This window comes from Proteiniphilum acetatigenes DSM 18083 (assembly GCF_000380985.1).
Taxonomy (GTDB): Bacteria; Bacteroidota; Bacteroidia; order Bacteroidales; family Dysgonomonadaceae; genus Proteiniphilum; species Proteiniphilum acetatigenes.
Genome location: NZ_KB905696.1, coordinates 216,029 through 240,723 on the forward strand (window position 1 = coordinate 216,029; position 24,695 = coordinate 240,723).

The 24,695-nt window shown below is 43.5% G+C and carries 14 protein-coding genes; 1 reads left to right on the forward strand and 13 read right to left on the reverse strand.

Going from position 1 to position 24,695, the window contains the following annotated elements; all coding sequences use genetic code 11:
- Nucleotides 1-98: 98 nt before the first annotated feature.
- The 6 genes from F597_RS0109300 to F597_RS0109330 all read right to left on the reverse strand — a co-directional run bounded on the left by F597_RS0109300 (nucleotide 99) and on the right by F597_RS0109330 (nucleotide 10,587).
- On the reverse strand, nucleotides 99-1,499 hold the full coding sequence (locus F597_RS0109300; RefSeq protein ID WP_019539463.1) for a hypothetical protein: 1,401 nt from the start codon (nucleotides 1,497-1,499) through the stop codon (nucleotides 99-101).
- 204 nt (nucleotides 1,500-1,703) lie between these two features.
- Nucleotides 1,704-3,242 carry a RagB/SusD family nutrient uptake outer membrane protein gene (locus tag F597_RS0109305; RefSeq protein WP_019539464.1) on the reverse strand — a complete coding sequence of 513 codons (1,539 nt, stop codon included), beginning with the start codon at nucleotides 3,240-3,242 and terminating at the stop codon, nucleotides 1,704-1,706.
- A gap of 11 nt (nucleotides 3,243-3,253) precedes the next feature.
- Nucleotides 3,254-6,484 carry a TonB-dependent receptor gene (locus F597_RS0109310; protein ID WP_019539465.1) on the reverse strand — a complete coding sequence of 1,077 codons (3,231 nt, stop codon included), beginning with the start codon at nucleotides 6,482-6,484 and terminating at the stop codon, nucleotides 3,254-3,256.
- 166 nt (nucleotides 6,485-6,650) lie between these two features.
- A complete protein-coding gene (locus tag F597_RS0109315; protein WP_019539466.1) occupies nucleotides 6,651-7,640 on the reverse strand; it encodes a FecR family protein in 990 nt (329 codons plus the stop codon).
- Between the two features lie 98 nt (nucleotides 7,641-7,738).
- Nucleotides 7,739-8,275, reverse strand: a complete 537-nt coding sequence (locus F597_RS0109320) for an RNA polymerase sigma-70 factor (RefSeq protein WP_019539467.1) — start codon at nucleotides 8,273-8,275, stop codon at nucleotides 7,739-7,741.
- A gap of 464 nt (nucleotides 8,276-8,739) precedes the next feature.
- A complete protein-coding gene (locus tag F597_RS0109330) occupies nucleotides 8,740-10,587 on the reverse strand; it encodes a serine hydrolase (protein ID WP_026327316.1) in 1,848 nt (615 codons plus the stop codon).
- A 424-nt stretch (nucleotides 10,588-11,011) separates the two neighbouring features.
- Here F597_RS0109330 and F597_RS0109335 point away from each other — a divergent pair, with 424 nt between their 5' ends.
- Nucleotides 11,012-12,070: a class I fructose-bisphosphate aldolase gene (locus tag F597_RS0109335; protein WP_019539469.1), complete on the forward strand. Its 1,059-nt coding sequence runs from the start codon at nucleotides 11,012-11,014 to the stop codon at nucleotides 12,068-12,070.
- Nucleotides 12,071-12,197: 127 nt separating this feature from the next.
- Here F597_RS0109335 and F597_RS0109340 read toward each other — a convergent pair whose 3' ends face one another.
- From F597_RS0109340 to F597_RS0109375, 7 genes are all read right to left on the reverse strand, one after another.
- Nucleotides 12,198-14,054 (reverse strand): SLC13 family permease, encoded by a 1,857-nt coding sequence (locus tag F597_RS0109340; protein WP_026327317.1) that lies wholly within the window; start codon nucleotides 14,052-14,054, stop codon nucleotides 12,198-12,200.
- 171 nt (nucleotides 14,055-14,225) lie between these two features.
- The gene (locus tag F597_RS21605; protein ID WP_019539472.1) at nucleotides 14,226-14,738 is read right to left on the reverse strand and encodes a sll1863 family stress response protein; all 513 of its coding nucleotides are present in this window, start codon (nucleotides 14,736-14,738) and stop codon (nucleotides 14,226-14,228) included.
- Nucleotides 14,739-15,004: 266 nt separating this feature from the next.
- Entirely contained in the window at nucleotides 15,005-17,050 is a 2,046-nt protein-coding gene (locus tag F597_RS0109355) for a beta-L-arabinofuranosidase domain-containing protein (RefSeq protein ID WP_019539473.1), read from the reverse strand.
- 67 nt (nucleotides 17,051-17,117) lie between these two features.
- Nucleotides 17,118-18,713: an MGH1-like glycoside hydrolase domain-containing protein gene (locus F597_RS0109360; protein WP_019539474.1), complete on the reverse strand. Its 1,596-nt coding sequence runs from the start codon at nucleotides 18,711-18,713 to the stop codon at nucleotides 17,118-17,120.
- A 4-nt stretch (nucleotides 18,714-18,717) separates the two neighbouring features.
- The gene (locus F597_RS0109365) at nucleotides 18,718-21,192 is read right to left on the reverse strand and encodes a glycoside hydrolase family 127 protein (RefSeq protein ID WP_019539475.1); all 2,475 of its coding nucleotides are present in this window, start codon (nucleotides 21,190-21,192) and stop codon (nucleotides 18,718-18,720) included.
- 14 nt (nucleotides 21,193-21,206) lie between these two features.
- Complete coding sequence (locus F597_RS0109370) at nucleotides 21,207-23,069, reverse strand: glycoside hydrolase family 127 protein (protein WP_019539476.1); 1,863 nt, start codon at nucleotides 23,067-23,069, stop codon at nucleotides 21,207-21,209.
- An 11-nt stretch (nucleotides 23,070-23,080) separates the two neighbouring features.
- A complete protein-coding gene (locus F597_RS0109375) occupies nucleotides 23,081-24,694 on the reverse strand; it encodes a RagB/SusD family nutrient uptake outer membrane protein (protein WP_026327318.1) in 1,614 nt (537 codons plus the stop codon).
- Nucleotide 24,695: the final 1 nt, after the last annotated feature.

The following is a 24,695-nucleotide window of genomic DNA, read 5'->3' on the forward strand; positions in this document are numbered from 1 at the left end:
TAGTAAGTTGATTTATAGATTTGATGATTTACCGATTTGTTGATTTCAATTATGAATCTTACATCATCACATCATCACATCATTGAATCGTCACATTATCAGGGTGTTACCTTTTCAATATGTACTGTGTTGTCATTCAGGTTAATAGTGAACCTGTAGTTGGCGGATTCTATCACCGGGTCGTTCTCTCCGTTCGGGATATCCCAGTTATTGGTACCCGAAATAATTTGTTCGCCGGTAAAAGTAAATCCACCTGCTTGCTTTTCATTACCCCAACCGGTATTTTCAAACGGTTTGAAGCTTGCATAATGGTCGTGGTCACCCGGCGTATAGAATGTTCCCTGATACACGTCCTCTTCGATCTGACGCAGTAACACATAGTTCATAACATGCCCGAATCCCCAATCGGTATGGGTTCTACCTTTCCCCGGATATACCGAAGCAATTTGTTCGGAAGTGATATTTGTTGGATACCCCAACCCCCAGCCGCAAGCCAGAAGATAATCGGGATACGAAGGATTCTCTACACCCACGAAAGTGTTCTTACGGACAGGATTATAATAAATAGTATATTCCCCTGTTTTTCCTAAGAAAGTAACCTTATCGGCAGCTGTACGTCCGAAGAAATCCGGATTAAATAGATTTCTTGTTTCAGCCAGTACTCCGAATACCGAATAGGTCTTACCGTTCTCCAGTGTACGTTTAAGCACAAGGAAAGATTCTCCGTTGATATCCTGTTGGGTGAAAAGACTTAATGCCAGGTCTTCCGCGCCGAGAGTACTTCCCGTTGTTGCTACGGAAAATCCATAATGATCGAAGATGAGTTCTTTTGTATAATCAGCCGATGGGGCATACACAAAAGCCGATTCGCCGGTCTCGTCGATCATCGCTATCCTTCCGTTCACATTTCCATATACATCTCCTGTATAATCAATCGTATTGTCGGCATTGAGTTTTTCCGCTATCCTGAACTGAAATGAACTGTCGAAAGTCAGTTCTCCGGCCTGGTATTTATTTTTATCTGAGGCTTGAGGCTCCAGAATAGCTATACCTCCATTGTCAGTAACCAGATAAAGTTGTTGGTAAACCGGACGGTTCCCCGTCAGACCAGTGATCTGAGTTGATGCGAATCCTTTCAAAATATTCCGTGCAACCAGGTTGACCTGTACTTCTGAATTATCGGCCTGATTATTCAGAAGCGGCACAAAGATTGCATGAGAGACTTCGTAGGAGTCGCCTCCTATGGGTATTTCCCCCGACGAAATGACCCGGTTTTCGGAAACTATTTCATAAACCAACGTGGTAAGGGTGGTAGCCGGATCGGTTATTTTTGCCGTAAGCGTAACAGAATCGCCGAACGTAAAGGAGGACGGACTCATACCTGCCGACTCAAATACCGGAGTTGATTCTTTTCGGGGACCGTATTCATCATCATTACACGATATAAGCAACAATGAAGTTATTCCGGTCGTGAATAATATTTTATGTATCAAGTTCATATGGCTGTTTTTTATTATTGTATGGAACAATTATAGAACCAAGACTTTATAAATGAAAAATTAAAAGTGAAAAGTGAAAAATTGAATTCGTTATCTTGTTTATCGTGTGAAGCATACTATCATTTTCCACATTGGCTCATTCGTAAATTAGTCTTTATTTTTTGTTCTTGAGTTTTGACTCCTGGTTCTTGGCTCTTTGTTCTTTTAATATCCCGGATTCTGAACAAGGTTCGGATTCTGATCGATCACATCCTGCGGAATAGGCAAAATATATGACAGGCTTGTGTAAGGATAAACCTGTGCCGGACGGCCTTCATCTTTATCAAATACAGCATTCATCACCTCTTCCACTTTATCGAGACGAACCAGGTCGAACCAGCGTTGTCCCTCCAGCGCCAGCTCGAGACGACGCTCTTTCAGATAAGCGGTGAGAATGGCTTCTTTGCTTGCCGACGCCGAAGCGGGTAAATCATTCAACCCCGCCCGCCGGCGTGTCTGATTGATAATCTGGGCTGCGCCGCTGTAATCGCCTTTTCCGATCAACGCCTCCGCTTTGAGCAGGAGAAGATCGGCATATCGCATTTTAATTATACTGTTATAAGCGCTACGGCATTTGTACATGAAGGCATAATTATTCATCGGATAATAGATGCTCCAATCGCACTGATAAAATACAACAGTCTGGTTATAGCGTTTATCACCTTGTTCGCTGTTAAAAGCCCTGATCAGGTCGCGGGATGGCGTGATCCATTTTGCCCAGGTGAATGCTTCCGTCCAGTTATTCAGTGGACGACCGAACATCCAGGTGACCCAACTGCCACTTCCCGTAAAAAATTGTGCTTCGAAGATGCTTTCCTTCGTGTTACGAGCTTTTGCATCTATTGCCATGTTTTGTTGTGACGGAGGAAGGTTCGGGTCCGCCAGCACCACTTCAAACAGATCACTGTAATCATCGACCAGCGCAAAACCGTCGGCCGTAAGCTGATCAACGTACTGTATGACCTTATCGTAATCACGTAACGGTTTTTCGGCATAGACCTTCGCCAGCAATGCACGGGCTACGGATTTCGAAAACTGTGTCTTATCAGCCGGATTATTATCGGGAGCATATTGCAGCCCTTCCAACAGGTCTTCCTCAATCTGTTGATAGATCGTGAGAGCATCCGTTTGAGGTGGAAAATAGGCGGGATATACTTCGGCAATGGTTTCGGAAGTAATATCCCCCGCTATGGTAGTGATCAGTGGAACATTCCCCCATATCCTTACCATATCGAAGTAAACCATTGCCCTCAGTATTTTGGCTTCGGCCTTGTATCGGATTCTTTCTGCTTCGGTCAACGCCGGATCGGGTACTTTGTCGATGTTGACGATCATCCTGTTTGCATGGGCTATGTTTGTCATATGGCCGTTCCAGTCGCGTCTCATGTTTGTGTTCGATCCTTCGATGGAGTTCACCTCAAACGGCGTTGTTTCGGCATTAGGCGCACCGGCATACGCATTATCGGAATGCGATTCGGCAAGCAGCAACATATCGAGGTACCAGTGTTCCTGCCCGTTTTTGAACAGGTTCAACAGCGTTTGCCTGTGGGACAGCAACGCCGCTTTGTCTTTAAATACGATCCTTACACTGTCGGTCTCCACACCTTCGGTTACATCCGAATAGATGCCTACCGGATCATAATCCAGCGAGCAGGAAGCCAGTAAGCAAGCGAAAAGGATTGATAAAATATATTTTGTCTTCATTCTTTTATGATTTAAAATTCAAGATTCACTCCAAAAACAAATGTTTTACTATGGGGATAGGTTCCCCAGTCAATACCTTGTACGGCACCGTTATTGCCCCATTGATTCACTTCAGGATCCATTCCTTTGTATTTGGTGAGTGTCAGCAGGTTGTTGGCCGTCACGTAAGGTTGGAGGCGTGAGATGCCGGCCCTTTCCAGGATACTCCCTTTAAAACTGTATGACAATGTGATATCTTTTACCCTGAGGTAACTTCCATCTTCCACGAAGTAGGTCGAGGGTTGGAGGTTAAAGCGTGCTCTAGGTACATCGGTAATCTGTCCCGGCGTACGCCAGCGTTTCAATACCTCTACCGATTGGTTTTTTAAATCATGCATCCCTTGCGTATCACCTTTTGAAGCGTTAAAGATATCATTTCCCTGTGATCCCTGGATAAATATATTCAGCCTGAAACCTTTATAGGAGAAAGAATTAGTCAATCCGTAAGTGAATAACGGATTGGGATCCCCAATATAGGTTTGATCCGTAGCAGAGATTCTTCCGTCTTCATTTATATCGCGGTACATTAAGTCTCCGGTTTCAGGATCTACCCCGTCGCTGATATATCCCCAGAAGCCTCCTAAAGGACGTCCCGGTTCGTTGCGTACGATGTATGTCTGATGAAAGGCGTCGGTGGTTTGGGCAGCTTTATAAATTTTCTGCAGTTCAAGACTTTTTAAGTTGTTCCTGTTAAATGAAATATTGAAATCTGTATCCCAGGTAAATGCTCCGGTCATATTACGCGAATTTACCGAGAACTCAAAACCGTGGTTGGTCATTACACCTTCGTTCCTTACAATGGAGGTTATCTCTCCTCCTCCGGCCGGAACGTCAACATACATCAGCATATCGGTTGTATGCTTGTAATAGTAATCCATGCCGATGGTGAGCCGGTTTTTTAACAACGTTGCATCCAGACCGATATTGGTTTGTGATGTTGTTTCCCAGGTGAGGTCTGCCGTACGTAGATTCTCCGGCCTGATTTGTGGCAGCGCATTCCCCTTGCCTTCTTCAAACCAGGGCTCCCGGTGAATAGTATACCGCTGCAGATAGGCGTAATCACCGACGCCGGACTGGTTACCCGTTTGTCCCCAGCCACCCCTTATCTTCAGATCTTCAATCCAGGTAAGATCTTTCATGAAGTCTTCCGATGATAAGCGCCATGCACCGGAAAACGACGGGAAATATCCCCACCGGTGATCGGGATGCAGTTTGGATGATCCGTCACCACGAATATTGAAAGTAAAGAGGTATTTACTGTCGTAATTATAGGAAACTCGTCCGAATCCCGACATAATAGCCCATTCAGATGCTTCTGATCTTGTACTGTTCCAGTCAATTTTATTGGCTGCATTGAGTGTATGGATATGACCATCCTTGAAATGGGATCCGCTGATATAACTTTTCGACCATTTGGAATCGGTCCATGATGTACCGGCCATACCCTCAAAATTGTGCTTTTCTGCGAAGGTTTTTTTATAAGTCAGTACATTATCGAATACCAGCAATGTATTCATTGAACGGTTATCCCACGCATTTCCCCAATCGTCCCTGCCCGGACCGTGTGAAGGAGGGGTGAAGCCGGTTTCCTTACCGTTACGACGGTCCAATGTGAATGATGTTTTCAAAACCAGTTCCGGCATAAAAGTGATGGTTGTGTTACCGGAAGCGATCAAACGGTTTTCGTTATTCTTATTGTTTTTACCGTTTTCAATCTCTTCGATGGGATTGGCAATGTTCTGTCCGTAGAAAAGACGGTTATACAACCCGGTCTCCTCATCCCGGATGGTAGCGGCAGTAGGGAGGTTTACCACAGCCAACACCACGCCTCCACGATTGGATCCTTGTCCTGTGGTAACGCCATTACTTGTGTTGTCGGAGTAAGATAAGTTTAATCCGAAACGTAGCCATTTGCGTACCTGACTCTCCACATTGCTGCGTAGATTGAACCTGCGGAAAAATGCAGAACTCAATATGCCTTGTTCATCGAGATATCCTCCTGATACGAAATAACGCAACCTGTCGTTTCCATCGGATACCTGTAGTTGATAGTTTTGGGTGATTCCGGTACCGTATACCTCCTTGAACCAGTCTGTCCGGTCGGTAGTTTCCTCGATGACGGTGTTGGGACTGATCTCTGCGATTAATTCCTTATATTGTCTGGCATTTAACGATTGAATGGGGTTGCTTACCCGACTCATTCCATACTGTATATTTGCGGCAACCTTTGCTCCCGCCGTCGCCTGTTTGGTTGTGACCAGCACCACGCCATTCGCAGCGCGCGAACCGTAAATGGCCGCCGATGAGGCATCTTTCAAAATCTGCATATCGGCAATATCCATAGGAGACAGGAAATTGAGGTTGTCGACAGGGACACCGTCCACCACGTACAGTGGGTCATTGCTGCCGTTAAAGGAGGTTGTTCCGCGTACACGTATTACCATCTCTCCTCCGGGTGTACCGCTGGGGCGATATACATTCACACCCGCTGCCTTGCCTTGTATGGCCTGGGCGGCAGAGGTGATCGGCCGTTCATCGAGGTCTTTCAGTGAGACCGAGGAGACGGCTGTCGTAATATCGCCTCTTCTTACCGTGCCGTAACCGATTACCACGACTTCCTCCAAAGTTTTCAAGTCTTCCTGTAAAACAATATTGAAAGTGTTTCTTCCGGCGGTATTGATTTCCTGTGACAGATAACCTATATATGAAATATGAAGCACCGCGTTGTTTTCAACGTTCAATGTGAAATTACCATCGATATCCGTAACAGTCCCATTTGTAGTACCTTTTTCCACTACATTGGCACCTATTACCGGCTCGTTGTTCCCGTCGATAATTGTTCCGCTTACCGGTCTTTGACTGATTTGACTGATTTGTCTCTCCGGGACAATCACTATGTAATTGTCTTTCAGTTGATATGAAAACCCCGTCCCCTTCAGTATCAGGGCCAGCACATCCTCTATTGGCTGATTGTTGATATTTAAATCAAGACTCTTTTGATTCTTCAGCTGTGATTCGTTGTAGGCTACGAACATTTTCGACTGTTTTTCAATTGCCTGTAACGCTTCTATAACCGAAATATTGTTTTGTTTTATGGTTATTAAGGCATTGTTCTGGGCAAACAAAAATGTCTGCGAAGCAATAAAACAGACGAAAAAGATAAAAAATCGGGTTTTTGCCTTTTTCACGTAAAAAAATTTCATAACTTTAGTATTTATTTCTTAGTGTTAGATTAGAAATTTGACTTATTCTTCAAGAGTATAACTCTAACGCTTATTTTTCCGGAATAAAGGTGCCACTTTATTCCGGTTTTTTTCTATTATGATGTATCCATGTTATAAATAAATTTAATTGTAAATAATTAGTTGATTATAATGGTAATATGTAACATTTATCATCTTCTATGCGGTATCTGATATGTCCCGATACTTCTGCAATGATATCCATCACTTCCTGCAATGAAGTTTTATCCTTGAAACGGAAGGTGTATTTGTCATCTTTTAAGGTATTCAGGGCATAAACGAACGAGTAGGGGTATTTTCGTTCCAGCACGGTGATGATCTCTCTCAGGCTTGTCGACTTAAATACAAGTTCACCTTTTTGCCATGCCGTTGCATCATATAGATCGGGATGGCTGATCGTTTCTTCTTTCGTTTGTCTGTTATACGTAAATTGCTCACTCGGTTTTAATATCAGGGCTGAAGCCATGTTGTTGAACCTGACCTCCACGCTTCCTGAAAGCAGAATGGCTGAAAGGGTCGAATCGCCGGGATATGCCTTCATGTTGAATTCTGTTCCCAATGCCGTTACCTGAAAATCATTGGATTTTACAATGAAAGGCTGTTTCTCATTTTTCGCTACTTTGAAATTTGCTTCCCCGAGCAGATAAACACTTCTGCTTTCCCCGGTGAACTGTTCCGGATAGAGCAAGGTCGTGGTGGAGTTCATTTGTACCTCAGTCCCGTCGGGTAAGGTCAGGCGGGTCATTTCTGCGACCGGTACATACTGCTCTATAAGGTCGGCGTTCACCAGCGTTTTATTGGAAGTGAAATATAGTGCTGAAAGCAGGGCGATTAGCAGAACAGCAGCCGATACCTGCCAGAAACGGATAAGTCTGACATTGGCCCCGGGTTGGCGTTGTTTTATCTTTTTTTGGACATCATACAGTGATTGTTGGGTTTGAGTTGAAGTTTCTGCAGGCGTGCCTTCCTTCAAGTTATCCCACAAACCGTACAGCGCTTTTTCTTTTTCCACGGAGAATTTTTCTCCAATAAGCCACCGATAAAATTCATCTTGCGAAGAAGTTGAAACATCGGATTTTACAAATAATTCGATAATCTTGTTAAAATAGTTTTCCATCTCGTGTGTCTATCTAATAAAAGCGGTCTTTCCCAATAAGCCCGGCTATATTTGGTTTACCGATTATATATTAGATACAATCGAGATTAGATCACTACTTAAAATTTTATGAAAAAAAATGCAATAAGGAAAAGTTTTTTGAGATCCTTTAAGACCAAATAGATGTGTTGTTCTACTGTTCGCACCGACAAATTCAATCTTTCTGCAATTTCGTTATTGCTCAAATTTTCAAAACGACTCATCTCAAATATTTGCCTGCGCTTGTCGGGCAACTGTTCCAGTGATAATCTCAATAATAGCTGTAACTCTTGAACGTATATATCATTAAGAGGGTCTTTAAATTCGGTTATTTCCTCCAAAGAAAGCTGGTTCATCCGGGAGTTTATATATTTCGATTCTATATTTTTCCGTTTAATACGATTAAAAACATGGTTCTTAACCATCGTATACAGATAATTCCTCACAAGATTTCCTTCCCATAAATCAGGTTGTTCCCATAATTTTACAAAGATATCCTGTGCTATGTCCTCAGCTTCCTGTTCCGATTTAAGAAGAATGGCGGCAAACGTTCTGACTTTCGGAAAATACTGAATGAATATTTCTTCAAATTCCCTCCTGTATGATTCAGTATTCATGGAATATATTCAAAAATTTGGACTATTTTTTATGCTTGCTTAACAAAACCATTCGATTTCATCAGACATTTTCTCGCAACAACATATTCAAGAAAACTTAGTTGTTTTCTACGCTCAACAGAGTAAAAACAAGTTTTTTCTCTGTGTTCGCTTAACGAAAACATTCCAAGCGAGCTTGTCTTCTGTTCGTATTGCTTAACGAAAATGTTCATTTATCTCAATCATCCATTCACTCACAACCTGATAGTCTTCCATAAGGTCTACACTATCAAAATCAAAAGTACCTCTCGCGGCAAAGATAGTATTATGCAATCGAAATTTGTTTGTAAGTCCTTGCCCTTTGTGTCCTTGGCCATAGAAAATACGTCAACGGGTACGTATCAACATATGGCATAATCAAAACGTTTTTCATCGGAGACTTGTTCTCAAGTGCATGTTATTCAACAATCAGTCGGGAAAGTTTACTATTTTATTGCAGGTAATAGATATTCCCATATAAGATTAAGTTCTGCCTGCATATCGCCAATATTGGCTGTTGTGACAATAACAGCTTCTTTTTCAGGAAGTACAACAATAAATTGTCCGTTTGCCCCATCAGCACGATAGCCTTTATGCCGGCAACGCCACATTTGATAGCCATATCCCTGAAGCCAGTCACTCTCATCCGGTTTTATTTTCAGATCTTCTTTTTTTACGCCTGCAGGAAGGGATGCTATATGTGAAGTAGTGGCTTCGTCGATCCATGATTCGGGAAGCAGTTGCACTCCATTCCATTTCCCTTTCTGTAAGAAAAACTGACCAAGCTTTGCCATATCTTCGGTTTTGACATATAGTCCCCATCCTCCGATATTCACTCCTTGCGGACATTCATCCCATATAGCTCCTACTATTCCTAATGGACGGAATAAACGGGGATACAGATAATCGATCAGTTTCTCACCTGTCACCTTTTGTATTATGGCTGAAAGCATATAGGTGGCTAAACTGTTATAGCTGAATTGTGTTCCCGGCTTCTCTGTAATGGGTTCAGCCAGAAATGCTTCAACCCAGTCGTCATTATTCCGTGTTTTTTCTCTTACAGCATTGGGATCATGCCCTACGGACATTGTCAATAGATGCTTTATTTCCAGATCTTTTAAATTTTGGCTTATATCGGAAGGCAACTTGTCAGGGAAGAATGATATTACCTTGTCAGTCACATTGAGTTTGCCTTCCGAGACAGCAAAACCTATGGCTGTGGCTGTATAGGTCTTGCTTACGGAGTTCATTATATGGGGTTTATTGGCTGCATGCTCTCCTAACCAATGTTCTGCAACAACTTTTCCATTCCTGAGAATCATAATGCTATGTAAATCCTGCCCGCTTTTCTTTACAGCATCCAGATAATTCCGGATACCTTTTGCCGAAACCTTTTCTGCTTCCGGAGTACTGCGGGGAAGTGCTTTCGTGAGATCATTATAAGTGATCAGTTCTATCCCTTTTTCTTTGATCGTTTGTTTAACTTTTTCACTGGTTAATATGTCTGTGACTCCCTGACGGTCTTCTGCCACCCATTCATAACCAATATGTCCGACGGTTTTCATTTCATCGTTATCCAATGCCGGATGATCAACGAATATATAATTCTTTCCCGCTTCCAGTTTGTTCAGCATACTGACAAAACCTGCTTCCTTTTTATCCGTTTCATTAGAACCGTCATACCAGACAGAAGTGGTATTGTATTTCTGTCTTAAATCGTCGCTCTCAACAAATGTCAGATTATATTCCCGGGCTAACTTGTGAGCCAATTCAAGTACTTTTGGGTCAAAGCGCAAAGCGCCCATGTGTCCGGAAAGATGGCTTGCCTGGGGTATATTTTTTAGCGTCAGCTCTATTTGTGCCCTGAATTCTTTTTCTATCTCATCTATATCCCATTTATTTTCAAGAATGGCCTGACCGGGATAAGCCTTATGTGGGTTTATCATGGGGTAAAAATAGCCGTTCTCATCTGTCAGGCTTGGACAATAAGTTAACGGACGCCATTTAATGTTTTCCCATTCACTGGTAATGGCCAGATGTATGCCGACATCAATACCTTGATTTTCGTTCAGCATACGGGCTGCTTCCGGGAACCATGCAGTGACAGGCATAACCTCGACAACGGTCTGAATACCCTTTTTATATGCCTCAATACATGCAACATTCACAGAGTGGAACGCTCCCATGTCATCAGAACGCACAATCAAACGCGGCTTTTCCTGAGAGAAGAGAGTGATCGTGGTGACTGAAAATAGGGTGAAGAATAATATCCTTTTTATTGATAATGGTTTCATACGATTATTTTATTTTTTTATTATGGTGTATGACAATTGAGCGAAGCGAAATCGCCGACTTCATTTAAAAGTAATATCCGGAGGCAACTCGCAATATTGACTACGTCGATTACTTCGTAATTCATGTTTCTTGGGTATGAACAATTATCATGCTCGTTTCATATGATTCTCATGCTTGTTTCTTAAGTGGTATATTTATTACGATATGGCACAAAGATAATAGTTCTTTTTAAATTAGATTTACATTTTCAGCTAAGATTAACGGACATCGGCTTTCATTAAACGTAACTATTTATTTTTACCGATGTGCTCCATAATATGTTGTCGGTAGTAGTGTGATAACAAAAGTAAAAAAGCGAACCAATCACGCTACCATTTGTTTGACATATATTAGATTATTATCCACAATTAATTCATTCATATTATGGCACATTCTACTATAATACAGCTGCTGGGAGACCAAAGTGATTATCTCCTGAACCATGTGAGTAAAACCGTTGAGAAGTCAATGATTCATCCTACCGGACCGGATGTTATTGAAAGGCTATGGATTGATTCCGACAGGAATATTCCGACCCTGAATAATCTGCAACGTCTGTTCGGACACGGACGTCTGGCCAATACCGGCTACTTGTCCATATTACCTGTCGATCAGGGAATAGAACATACGGCCGGCGCTTCTTTTGCGCCCAATCCTCTTTACTTCGATCCGGAAAATATTGTGAAGTTGGCGCTCGAAGCCGATTGTAATGCCGTAGCGTCTACTTTCGGAGTATTAGCTTCCGTAGCGAGAAAATATGCCCATAAGATCCCTTTCGTTGTCAAACTCAATCATAACGAACTGTTGACTTATCCGAACTCCTATAACCAGATCCTTTTCGGAACTGTCAGGGAGGCCTGGAATTTAGGTGCCGCCGCGGTAGGGGCTACTATTTATTTCGGATCGGAAGAGAGCCGCCGTCAGATTGTGGAAGTGGCGGAAGCATTTGAATATGCACATGAGTTGGGGATGGGCACTATTTTGTGGTGTTATCTCCGTAATAACGCTTTTAAGAAAGAGGGAGTGGATTATCATAGTGCAGCCGACCTCACCGGTCAGGCCGATCATCTCGGTGTGACGATCAAGGCTGATATCATCAAGCAGAAGCTGCCGACCAATAATGGAGGCTTCTCCGCTATTGGCTTCGGGAAGACGAATCCCGGCATGTACGACCAATTGAGTTCCGAGCACCCGATAGACCTTTGCCGGTATCAGGTGATCAACGGCTATATGGGACGGATAGGACTGATCAACTCAGGCGGGGAATCACGTGGCGAGAGTGATCTTGCAGAAGCGGTTTATACCGCGGTAGTGAACAAACGTGCCGGAGGAATAGGGCTTATCGCCGGTCGTAAAGCTTTCCAGAAACCAATGAAAGATGGTGTGGAACTGATCCATGCTATCCAGGATGTTTATCTCGACAATGAGATCACCCTGGCTTAAGATTGCGATCTCCTCCCCGAATCAATATGTATAAATACAGATTGAAGAATACGGATGACTCGCTTGGTTGTCCGTGTTCTTTATAGGTATTCGTCAGATAGTGGGGAAATGTTGGAAATTCCACCGGTTAAAAGGGAAAAATCAGTGGCAATGCAAAAATCATGATAATGATATAAATCACCTGTAAAGGCAATCCTACCTTTACATAATCCATGAAATTGTATTTTCCCGCCGACATGACCATTGCGTTCGGGGGTGTGGAAAACGGGCTCGCCAGGCACATGCTTGCCGCTATCGTTACCCCGATAAGGAACGGGTAAGGACTCACGCCCAATGAAGCGGACGCCTGTAAGGCAATGGGAGCAAACAGGATAGCTGTTGCCGTATTGTTGATGAACATGGTAAGGAAGGAGGTTGCCGTTAAAATTCCGGCAAGTACCATATACGGGCCGTAAGTGCCCAATGTGTCGACAATGCCGTTGGTAACTACGGCAGACGTACCTGTTTTCTCCATGGCAACGGCGAGGGACATCATACTGGCGAACAGAATGACGCTTTCCCAGCTAACGGTACGATACGCATCTTTTACTGTCCGGAAACATTTTGCAAGGATCATAGTTACAGCGGCCAGCATAACGGCTATGACCGGCGGGAGCCAGTTAAAGACCATCGACAGGACCATAAGCACAAGCGTAGCTGCGGCAATGGGGGCTTTATGACTCAACGTGATCTTCGAAGCTTCATAATCCGGCTGTCCGATGACTACCACATCCGTTTCCAACCGGCTCAGCCTGTCAATATCTTCCCATGTTCCCTGAACCAGAAGCATGTCTCCCGCCTGCATTTTCACGTCCATTACATCATGAATGATATACTGGTCCTTTCGTTGTATGGCCAGGATATTTACATTGTAATTCCGGCGGAATCCCGAATCCTTGACGGCCCGGTTGTGCAGATGGGAGTTGGCAAGGATTACCACTTCCGCCATACCGATCTCATCAAACTTGAATCTTCCGGCAAACTTTGGCTTTTGCACCTCTCCGGTGCCCATCTCATCCATAAATTTCAATCCGTTTTCCTCTGCAAACCTGAGAACATCTTCATACTCCCCTATCACGTAAAGCGCTTCATCCTGCAACAGAACCGTTGTGGCTTCAGGGAGGCGTACGGTAATATTCCGGGTAAGGGGAGTATAAGACCATGCATGGATCTCTGCAATGACCACTTCATAGCGTTTCGTAATATCGAGATCCGAAAGCCTCTTGTGGATGACAGGCGAGTTTGCAGGGATTTTTAGCCGGTACAGGTTATCGATCACCTGGTATGCCGATGCAAGCTGATCGGGGGATTTCACGACGGATTTTCTTTCTCCGGCCTCTTTGTCCCCTTTCTTTTCGAGTACTTTAGTCAAAGGCCATAGCAACAGAATACCGGTCACCAACAGGATCATGCCCGCGGGAAGTATGGTGAAAAATTCCAGGCCCGGATACCCTGCCTCTATTAATGCGTTGTGTATGACCAATGTAGGGGCGGTTCCGATCAACGTCATCATTCCACCGATACTGCTGGCATAAGCCATCGGCATGAGTAACCGCCGCACGTTCGAACGGGTTTTTACAGCCAGGCTTACCACAATAGGCATCAGCATGGCAACTGTGCCGGTATTGCTTAAAAACGATCCGATCAGCGTTGTTACCAGTATTACCAGAATAAACAGTTTATAAGAACTATTGCCGGCCAGCTTAAGCAGGGTATTGCTGAGGGAACCTGCCAGGCCGGTCTGGGATATGGCCCCTCCTATGATAAACAGGGCGGGGATCATGATCACAATCGGATTGGAGAAACCCGCCAGCGCCTCATTCGTTGTAATGACATTCGTCAGTACCAACACAAGCAAAGAACAAAGGGCAACAATATCCGCACGGATTTTTCCCCATACAAACAAAGCCGCCGTAACAAACAGTACTGAAATGGTAATAATCATAGGTGTACTCATACGCAGATCAGGGCTTTAAGAAGATTTGAAGATACAATATCTCCGGAATTATCCTATCTAGATCCTGTTGAAATTCACCAGTAGTATTCCGGTATTGTGTTTTTATAAAAAAGGAGGCAATCGCTGCCTCCTCCATATGTATAAATCACGTTGACAAATTTATTGAAGCACTTTTTCCGCTTCTTTCACTGTCTCATTTACATCTTTTTTCAAATTTTTCCATCCGCGTTCCACGCTTGTTTTCACGTCTTCATACTTGCTGTTGATGTCTTTTTTTGTCTGCTCCCAGCTTTCCTGAGTACTGTTCTGCAATTTTTCCACTTCCTCCTTGTAACTGTCTCTTGTTTTTTCGAGATCGGCAATGGCCTTTTCATATTCAGCTTTGGCATCGGTCGATAATTCATCGCCTTTGGCATTGGCATCGGCCTTAAGTTCATCTATTTGCCGGTTCAATTTGTCGAGTTCGTCATTGGCTTCACGAACAGCTTCTTCTTTTTGCTCGTACGAATAAATCGTGAAATCTTTCGTTCCCTCTGAAGTGGCGACTTCTATCTTCACTTCTTCTGTTTTCTGTCCATCCTTCTGTTTATTGTTGCATGACAACAACACAACCGTTGCCAATAAGGCAAAAGTCAACAGGGTTCCATTTCTTTTTGACAATACAATTTCCATAATTCTTTTTTATAAGTTAAACATCATTTACGTATTTCACGTTTCGAAAACTCCCTCAGCCTGTTTGTGCCAGGCTGAGGTAAATATGCTGTGCTATTTATAGGGTGTAAATATAGTTGTTTTTTGTATATTCAAAATAATATTTTCCGGAAATATTGAAATATGCATGTAACATCTGTCTGGTAATACATCAGATATTTAGCAGATTCGGGTGTTTTCTCCTATCTGATTGGTGGAAATTGTTTTTATACGCAAAACGTTACTATTTAATAATTTCTGACTGGAAACTCCGTAATCCTAAGGGTCGTACAGCCAAACGGAATCAATTCGATTTCCACCTCTTCGGTGGTGTCGGGGCCTTGCTGGGTGAAATAGGGAACGGAACCGGCTGAACCTCTGTATTCTTTCCAGGTAGGAATCGGGCGACCTTTCGCTTTGATAGTGATCGGAGCACTTTCCAATGTCCAGGGATAGTTGGCAACTATAGGCGTTTTCTCCACTTTGAAGTGTTCATTAATAACCTCCGGGCGGAGTTGACGACTGCTGAGGGCAAAATTCCAGGGGCTATTGGAAGTTACCTCGTAATACCATTCTCCGAATTCACGCACTTTTTCAGGCTCCATTTTGTTCTTTTCCCAGTTTTCCTCCATTTTCAAAGCATAGACCAGTGGTCCGCGCTCAATTACTGCAGCCCCATCAAACCAATACGTGGCTTCGAGATGCATCGGAAGTTCGAGGGTTAGTTTATCACCCTGTTGCCATTCCCGGTTAATACGCAAAATTTCCCCCTGATAAGCGTCGACCGAGATTACCTCACTATTGAGGCGGACAACCGGTTCTTTGCACCATGACGGTATGCGCAAATGAAATGGGAAAAAGGCTTTCTTTACATTTCTGTCTGTAAAGGAGATATTGAAATGGATGGCTTCTTCAAACGGATAGGCAGTTTCTTCGGTAATATATACCTCCGTACCGTTCGCTACCCTGGCTTTTACCTTGGAAGGGGCATACACTAATGCCGCAATACCGTTGTCGGCTGTAGCATACCATAGATTCTGCAGGAATTTCGGCCAGCCCTGATGGAGGTTGGAGGTACAACAGGGATAGCCGCAGAGGATACCGTGAAGGTTATCCGTATCTTCGTGAGGAGTTACAAAATCCCGCCATTCGCGGCTGACAGCTATCTGATTGATCTGATGATAATACTGACGGGCAGAGAAATCATCCGTAATCTGGGTCGGCAAGGCATTAAAAGTGACCCGTTCCAGATGGTCGGCCCACTGGACATCACCGGTGATCTCAAGCATTTTTTCCAGCGAGAACATCATTTCTACAGCGGTACATAATTCCGAACCCAGATTCGGGTTGCCAAAGCGGAGCAACTCGTCACCTGCCCATAAGCCGGTAGGAAAAGCAATAGTAGTACGCATGTCTTTTACGGCTTTTTTTACGGCTTGTATCTGTTTGGGTTCTTTATTCTGCTGGTAATAGATCACCGGCTCCTTAAAACCCTGTGCCAGATTCACGCAGTGAAGGCTATGCTGGCGTTTCAGGTGATCCTGATGGAGAAAGATATCGGTCCAGTCCAGGGTTTGTTTATGAATGAGTTCTCCCAGTTCCAGGAGGAATTTATCGCCGGTGATATTGTAGAGCCAATAAACGATCATCAGGTTATCCCCTCCGCGTTGTTGTCCCCAAAAAGTCCAGTGTCCGAGTGGAGTTTTGGGTAGTTCCTGCAACTGATACCTGAAGTAATTGGTCATAAACGGAATGACCCGTTGGTCGCGGGTTGCGGAATAATATTGCTGCATTACCTTTAGCATGACCATCTTAGGCCACCAATCCTGTGAATTATTCCTTTGGAGTCCGTGTTCATGCGGACGATCGGTATCCGGCCCGAAATAGCCGTTCGGTTTTTGTGAGGCCAGCGTCCATTCGATCCAGGGTTGTACCTTGTCGATCAGTGTTTTATCTTCCAGAATATAAGCCAGAGGAAGTAGTCCGTCGATCCAGTAAGGGCCGCGTTCCCATACATCACCGTCTCCTCCGAGCCACCCGTTGCGTGATCCCATGACCTGTTCGTAAATAGTATCCATGTGTCCTGTCATTCCGGTTGCCATACGATTGAGTTGCTCTTCCAGCCAACCGGAAGGTTTGATATTGCCAATGGGTAGTTCCATATAAGGCTTTGTCAACAAAGGAGCACGGTTATTCCGGTAATTGCCGCTCAGGTTTTTCCCCGGAGGGGATGCTGCTGTGGTCATTGCCGCCACAGTGAATAAAGAAAGAAATGCTAATCCGATCTTTTTCATATTTCTATTTAAAGTTTATGTGATATGATAGTACTATATCAATGTGAAAATTATTATTGTTTGAAAATCAAATGCTTTCTAAATTAATAATTACTTTGGCGAGATTGTCGGAATGGTGGACTCTTTTTCCGTCGATAAAAATGAAAAAGCCACTTCCCAAATTATAATATTTTCCAGTCCGGTCGTAACAGATAGATATTTTCTTTCCTTTGTAGAGAAGATCATCAAGACAGAAGTACTCCCATGTTTGATCCGGTATTAAAGGATTAATGGTCAGGATATTGTCATCCGAAGGGCGTACGCCGATCAGACCGGTAATAATCAAGTCATTAAAGGTTGAGTGGTTGTAATCTTTACCCCTCTCTTCCCCTCCTTTGTTTTTTGGCCAGGAAGTTTCGAAGTCATTCTTTAGCCGGGTACGCGAAATCCAGTCTCCGGTATATGGGTTAATATTCTCATCGATCCAGGGAACTGACTTGCTGCTATCAAAATGGATACGGTGTGAATGGCTATACTGCGAAAGTAATGTCCAGTAATCTCTCTTTGATATATATTCTTGCTTATAGTTATTCAGTAAATTAGCCAATGCTGTTAGTGTAACCGAGGTAGAGAAAGGCCATACCGGGCCATCCCAACGGCATTCATGCCCTTCATAAGCAATGATAAACTTTGGATGACATTGTTCGGCTGTGGTAATACCATAAGGAGCAAAGAAATGGTTTGTATCCATTAAGTATTTCCAGGCAACCGAATAGGAATCAGGAGGTATATTGAAATACCACGGTGTAAAACCGTGTTGTTCCCTTATATCGGAAAAACTCATATTCCTTCCCAAAGGAATTACTTTAAAAAATTCTGCATTAGAGTCCCATAAACGGGTATTGATATTCTGTTTGATCTTTTCTGCTTTTTGTCGGTAAAGGGTTTCTTTTTGCGATTCACCCATTTTTTTAGCCAGTCTTTCCAAAGCACGTGCATCGGCATACATATAACTGTTGATTGTCGCCCGGTATCCGTGTCCGTAAGGTTCAGCATACGAACCTGAAATAGAAACTTCCATCCCGTCACGGTTATCATATTGCCAGAACAGGCCGTTCTCATGCAATTTATCTTTTTCCCAAGCTTCATAGTTCTTTTCCAACAAAGGGAATAGTTCTTCTAATAAAGGATCATCCGGATGAACTTTACAGAAATTGGCAATTGCATCGGCAGACCAGAAAGAATAAGCACGGGGGCTTGATTTCCCGTTAAACCAGAAACGGGCATAATCTTTCAGGTATTTTGGATCTTTCAGCCAACGACCTTCCATAAAATGATGCGCGGCCGGACAGCAGATTGAGTTATATAGCCCGGCCCAGCTTACATCGGGAAGGAACTCCGTAATAATATAACCTTCCGGAGTCTTTCGGATATGTTTACGATAAGTCCACCAACGGAAGTAATAAGTTTCTTCCAATTGTTTATCCGGGCAATTGAAGAAAGGTATATTTTCCGCAAGGAAGTCCCAGGCCTTCTCATTTGTATATTTCCCTAAACGATAGAGTTCATAATCGTTTTCATTAAACCTATCAATATAATGCTTATATTGGTCTTTAGATAATAACTGTGCTTCTGCTATTGATGGAAGTATCAATAGCAGTAATGCTAATATATTATGTTTCATTGGTTTACTTTATTTCTTCAATATTTATTTCAAAAATGCCTACCGCACATTCCGGTTGGGGTTTCAGCAATAACCGTATTTTGTCGGCAATGACCTGGCGTCCCGGATGAACCATATTGAACTGATCCTTAAAAACATTATAAGCATCCGTCAGATACAGGGGGAATGTTTCCCATATCCCTTGGTATTCGTACTCTAAGGACCACTCCTGTGGAACCTTAGTTCCCCTCCCATCATCGAACCAAAAGACAGAAACGCTTTGTATATTGGTAGGTTTATCCAGTGTGATCACGATCCACTGGTCTTTTCCCTGTTCTCCCCAACTGGTCCAGCGATACGCCTCCCGGTCGGAAGAAGACGAAGGAACGTCATTGTCGGCCACCGCTACCAGATTATCACCCCTATGGGTATAAGAAGCTTCTAATGCCTTGTATTTACCGTGAGTTGCCATATAACGGTCGACATAAGGTTGAACAGTATCCGATTCAGGGAACCAGACCATCATGCTTCCATCGTTCCGGTTATTCCAGGCATAATAAGGCAAAAGCACCAGGCTGATCTCTTTATTTCCTGCCGGTTTTTTTTCCCATGCAGGGACTTCTATTTTTGGAATTCTATTCATCAATCCGTCCGAATAAGTTGAGATATTGAAGAGGCCGGACATGTCGGTAATAAATACATTCGGCAAACGGTCGTTATTATCCACTCCCTCGGCAGCATACACCAACGGGCCACGGGTGAGGCAAATACGTCCTTTGTTGGCCTCTACCCGTTTGATTGCTTTGGAGTAGCGCAATGGCATAGGTAGCGTCAATTCTACGACATCTCCTTTTTTCCATGTCCGGTCGATGATGGCAAAGCCTTTTCTCAAATCGGCTTTTGTTTCTTTACCGTTCACTTTGACGGTCCAGCCGGAAGGTGCAGCATTTATATATGAGTATAGCTCTCCGGGTACAAACTGGTTACCTGTCCAGGTAGGTATCCTCAGGTGCATGGTGAAGGGCTGTCCCTCTTTCTCTGGTGTTACTTCCCATCGGATTGTTTCGCTGAACGGATATTCCGTGGTCTGTTTCAGGTGAACGTTACCCTTTTCTAATGTAAGGGTTGTTGTGCTTCCCGCATAAAAAGAACAATAGATTTCATTCTGAGTGGTTGCGTATATTAAACCCGGAACCTGAGGAATCAGTCGTGCCAGGTTGGAAGGACAACAAGCTGTCCCGAACCAGGGCGAACGCCCCCGCATTCCGTGATTGAAGGGTTTGATGCCATCGGCTTCCAAAGGATTGAGATAGAAAAAACGATTGCCTTCGAGATTGACACCTGCCAATACGTTATTTAGCAGGGCCACTTCAGCTACATCCATATACTTGCCGTCTTTTTCCATCAGGAACATCCGGTGATTGAAAAAAACATTTCCCACCGCTGCACAAGTTTCGTCAAAGGCTTCTTTATTGGGCAGGTCATATTCCGGGCCGAATCCTTCAATACCATGTACTGCTCCCAAACCTCCGGTAATATGCATCCGGGTATCTACGATATTATGCCAGATACTATCCAATGCCGGTCGCAGACTCCGATCCTGGGTGTACACACTTACATCCGCCATTCCGGAATAAAGGTACGTGGCGCGTACGGCATGGCCTACCGCTTTGGTCTGTTCCCTTACCGGCAGATGTTGCTGGGCATATTCGGGAGACATGGTGCCCTCTCCTTCCGGGCGATAGGTAACGCCCCGGATATCGATAAACTTCTTCGCCATATCCAGATAGAGGCTGTCGCCGGTTACCCGGAAAAGTTTTACCAGTGCCAGTTCGATCTCCTGATGTCCGGGCGCCTGATTGACAGGTTTACCGTCGTTATAGTTGGGATCACCTTCAAAGAATACTTTGTTAATATGGCGGGCATTGGCTTCCGCTACACGTAACCATTTGTCTTTACCGGTAGCCTGGTAGTAGGCAATAGCTCCTTCATACATATGCCCCATATTATACAACTCATGGCTATGCACTACATAAGAGTAAGGTCTTTCCCCCATACCGTTCACATCGTGTGTAGCTACTCCCGTAATATGGGATTCGTAGTTATAACCGTCTTCCTGTTGTGCTTCGGAGATAATGTGTATAATCCGGTCCATCTCCTTTTCCAATTCAGGATCGCGTTCCAGTTTCAATAAATAAGCAGCCCCTTCCATTACCTTATACAAATCGGAAGAAACAAACCGGTGAGGAAAAGGTAATTCATCCGGAATACCTTTCAGGAAATTGGCTGTCCTTTGTAAGTTCTCAACCGCTGGTTTGGTTTTATCAAGAGCAAAAGGAACCAATACCTCTTTTTGCGTATGCAAGCGAGGAAGCCAGAAATTATCTTCTAACGTAACTTCATTAAATGGTATTGGGGTTAATATCTCTTGTCCTTGTACTACCGGTAATGAAAGAGATAAAATTGTGAGCGTCACAATTAATAACTGCTTAATTTTCATGATGTAAATGTCTGTTATTCTTTATAATTAATCCAAACTTTCATTTCTCCTGCTTCCCGGTTATCCCATGCATAGTAAGGGATTAAAGTGATGTCCTTTCCCGGGGTAGAGGCTGTAATGGAAACTACTCCATGTAAGAGTGAAGGATTATAAACCGTCGAAAATGTAGTATTTGGGGTGAGAAAAGCTTTTTCAAAAGAATTTGTATTGTCGGTTTCTTCCATGCAATACACTAACGGGCCTCTTTGAACGGCTCGCTTCCCTACATTCTCTTTCACTTGCGGATCAGCAGCAATAATCTCAACCGGCATTTCAAAAGAAAGCGAGATCTTGTCACCTGTGTTCCACTTGTTCTTTATAACAGCATATCCTTTTTCTGTTACAGGAGATATCTGCGTTTGTCCGTTGATCGCTAATGAATAGGATTTGCACCAATCGGGTATACGCAAACGTACTTCTTTCTCAATCGGTGAAGATACGGATTTTATTGTTAATGAAATATCGCCTTCCCATGGATAATTGGTTTCCTGAACAATCGTTAACTTATTTTTATCAATATCTAGCACTGTTTCACCTCCAATGTAAAGATTTACCCATATAGCTTCATTGGAAAGCCCATATAGATAATTCCCGATAGAAGGGAGAAACCTTGAAATCTGGCTCGGACAGCAAGCACAACCATACCACTCCTGGCGATGATGATTACCCCGGGAAGCCAATGGATTTACATAGAAGAAACGGTCGCCTTCCAGAGAGATTCCGGCTAAGGCTCCATTATACATTGAACGTTCCAGCACATCTATATATTTACTATCACCAGTGAATTGATTCATTCGAGAATTCCAATAGACCATACCGACAGAAGCACAGGTCTCACAATACGCATCGTAGTTAGGAAGGTCATAAGGTTCAGTAAATCCTTCATTGTGGCGGGAAGAACCGATTCCTCCGGTAACGTACATCTTACGAAAAACGACATCATTCCATAAGCGATCTAAAGCTTGAATATATCCTGTATCATTTTTTAAAGCCGCTACATCAGCCATTCCACAATACAGGTACATTGCACGGACAGCATGGCCGGCTATATCTGTCATTTCCCGCACAGGTTTATCATCCTGGCAATACTCCGGGTTCCAGTCATTATCGTCCTTACCCCGTCCGTGCCCATGACCACGTTCTTCGATTAACCAATTTGAGAAGTCAAGGTAACGTTCATCGCCGGTAACATTATACAGTCTTACCAGCGCCAGTTCAACCTCTTCATGTCCGGTAACCCAATGCCGTTTTCCTGGCCCGAAGATATCCATCATATGTTCCGTCATGCGGATAGATACATCCAGCAGTTTCCTCTTCCCCGTAGCCTGGTAATAGGCGACAGCGGCCTCTATCAGATGTCCCGCACAATACATTTCGTGCATCCACATATTTTGCCAGCGTTTATCCAATCCGGTCAGAGAGTAATAGGTATTTATATATCCATCCGGCTCCTGTGCAGCCGCAAACTTGTCGATCCATTCATCTGCTTTTGCTTCGAGTGCCGGATCGGGGTTATTAATTAATGAATAAGCAATACCTTCCAGAGCTTTGTATACATCAGAGTCATCGAAATAGATCCCTGAGTGTTCTCCTTGTTTTTTCGCCACATTCTCAAAATTACGAATACGTCCTGTCTGATTCTCGATTTGATCGATACACACAGCTAGGGTAGTAGTAGCATGTTTCTCTAACCGGGGAGCCCAGAAGTCATCTGTAATCTGCACATTCGAAAAATCAACCTGTTCGATCATTTTGAATGGCTGTTCTTTTATCTTTTGAGATTCCTGGCAGCCCAAAAGGGCTGCACAGGATATGAGTAATAACAAATAACGTTTCATGACATCAAAAATTATTTGTAGTTAGGGTTTTGTTCCAGATTCGGATTCGCATTTATAATACCGTCAGGAATCGGGAATACAGTGCGGTAGTCCCCCTGGGGTTTGTGTGATAACCAGCTTTTTTTAGTATATATTCCAAAGCGGATCAAATCTCTTCTACGATGCATTTCCCAGACGAGTTCCCAGGCATATTCATCGAGTAATCTTCCGAACTGGATGGGATCCTGGTTACCCGGATCTACAATCTGATAATTTTCTACATATCCGTATTGATAGGCAGAGTTTTGTTTCAATTGTTCATCGGTAACCGTTGCCTTCGTCGGGTTATCCTTAAAGGCCCTTTGCCTTACCTGGGTAACCAGTTCACCTGCGCCTGCCTGATTTGTACGAAGTAGGCATTCGGCTTTCATTAATAATACATGAGTGTACCGAAAGACGGGAATGTCTGTTGTACTATTGTGAGTACTGCCTTCGGCAACTTCAAATTTATTCATACGGTAGCCTTCCATTTCGCTGGTATAGCTTGCGCTTGGTACTTCTTTTGTATACACAAAAGGTTCTCCTTGTTTATCGTAGGTTCCTTTGAGTTGTTCTCCGTTGGCATCGTATTGAGGTCCCATCAACCATGTGTCTGTCAGACGGCTATCGTCCACATCATAGGTATTGATGAATTGTGTTAATCCCATTGCAGCACCACTTCCCCACGGAGTAGCTTCTATCACGAACTTTTTTTTCAGTTCACCATGCCAGGAGAACATGTGGATATAATTTCCACCACCAAAATCACGGTCGAACGGGATTGTGAAAATCACCTCTTTATTGGTCTCCACGCCTGTGGCACGGAACGGATCTTTAAAGTTGGGAGACAATATAAATTTCTGGCTATTGATAATATCATTACACTGAGCAAGACATTCATTCCAGTATACCTGTCCACTATATACTTCACCATTCAGGTATATATTTGCCAGTGTCGCTTTGGCAGCCCATTTTGTCATTCTACCGTAGTAATTTCCACCTACCTCTTCAGATAGCATAGGAATTACTTCATTGAGTTCTTTTACCACGAAATCAAAGATTTCTTTGCGGGGAGTTTTAGCCGGGAGATCAGTTTCTATCCCGGTAACTAAAGGGGCATCTCCATAATTATCCAATATCAGCCAGTAATAAAATGCTCTCATCGCCCTTACTTCAGCCAACCCGGCTTCTTTTTCCTGAGAGGAAGGAGACGGTAATGCTTCACTTTCAATCTGATGAATGATATTATTACAAATTAAAGCACCTCTGTAAAATTGATTCCACATATTTTTCACGTGGTCTTGTTGGGAGTTCCATGTATGATAATGCATTCGGCGATAGACACCTCCATCATCCCAACCCGAAGCATTTGGTGCGAGAACAATACAATCAGCTGTTATCTCCTGGGCAGTAAAATAACCCCAGTGATCGGGGAAATGTCTGAGATATCTGTAAATGTTAGCAATAACAGGGCCAAAATCATCCGTCGTATATTTATAACTTTGTTGGGTTACTTTGGAATACACAACTTCATCCAGGTCGTTGCTACAGTTGAACATACCGGATAATACTAGGACAATGATTATAGATTTGATATATCTTTTCATG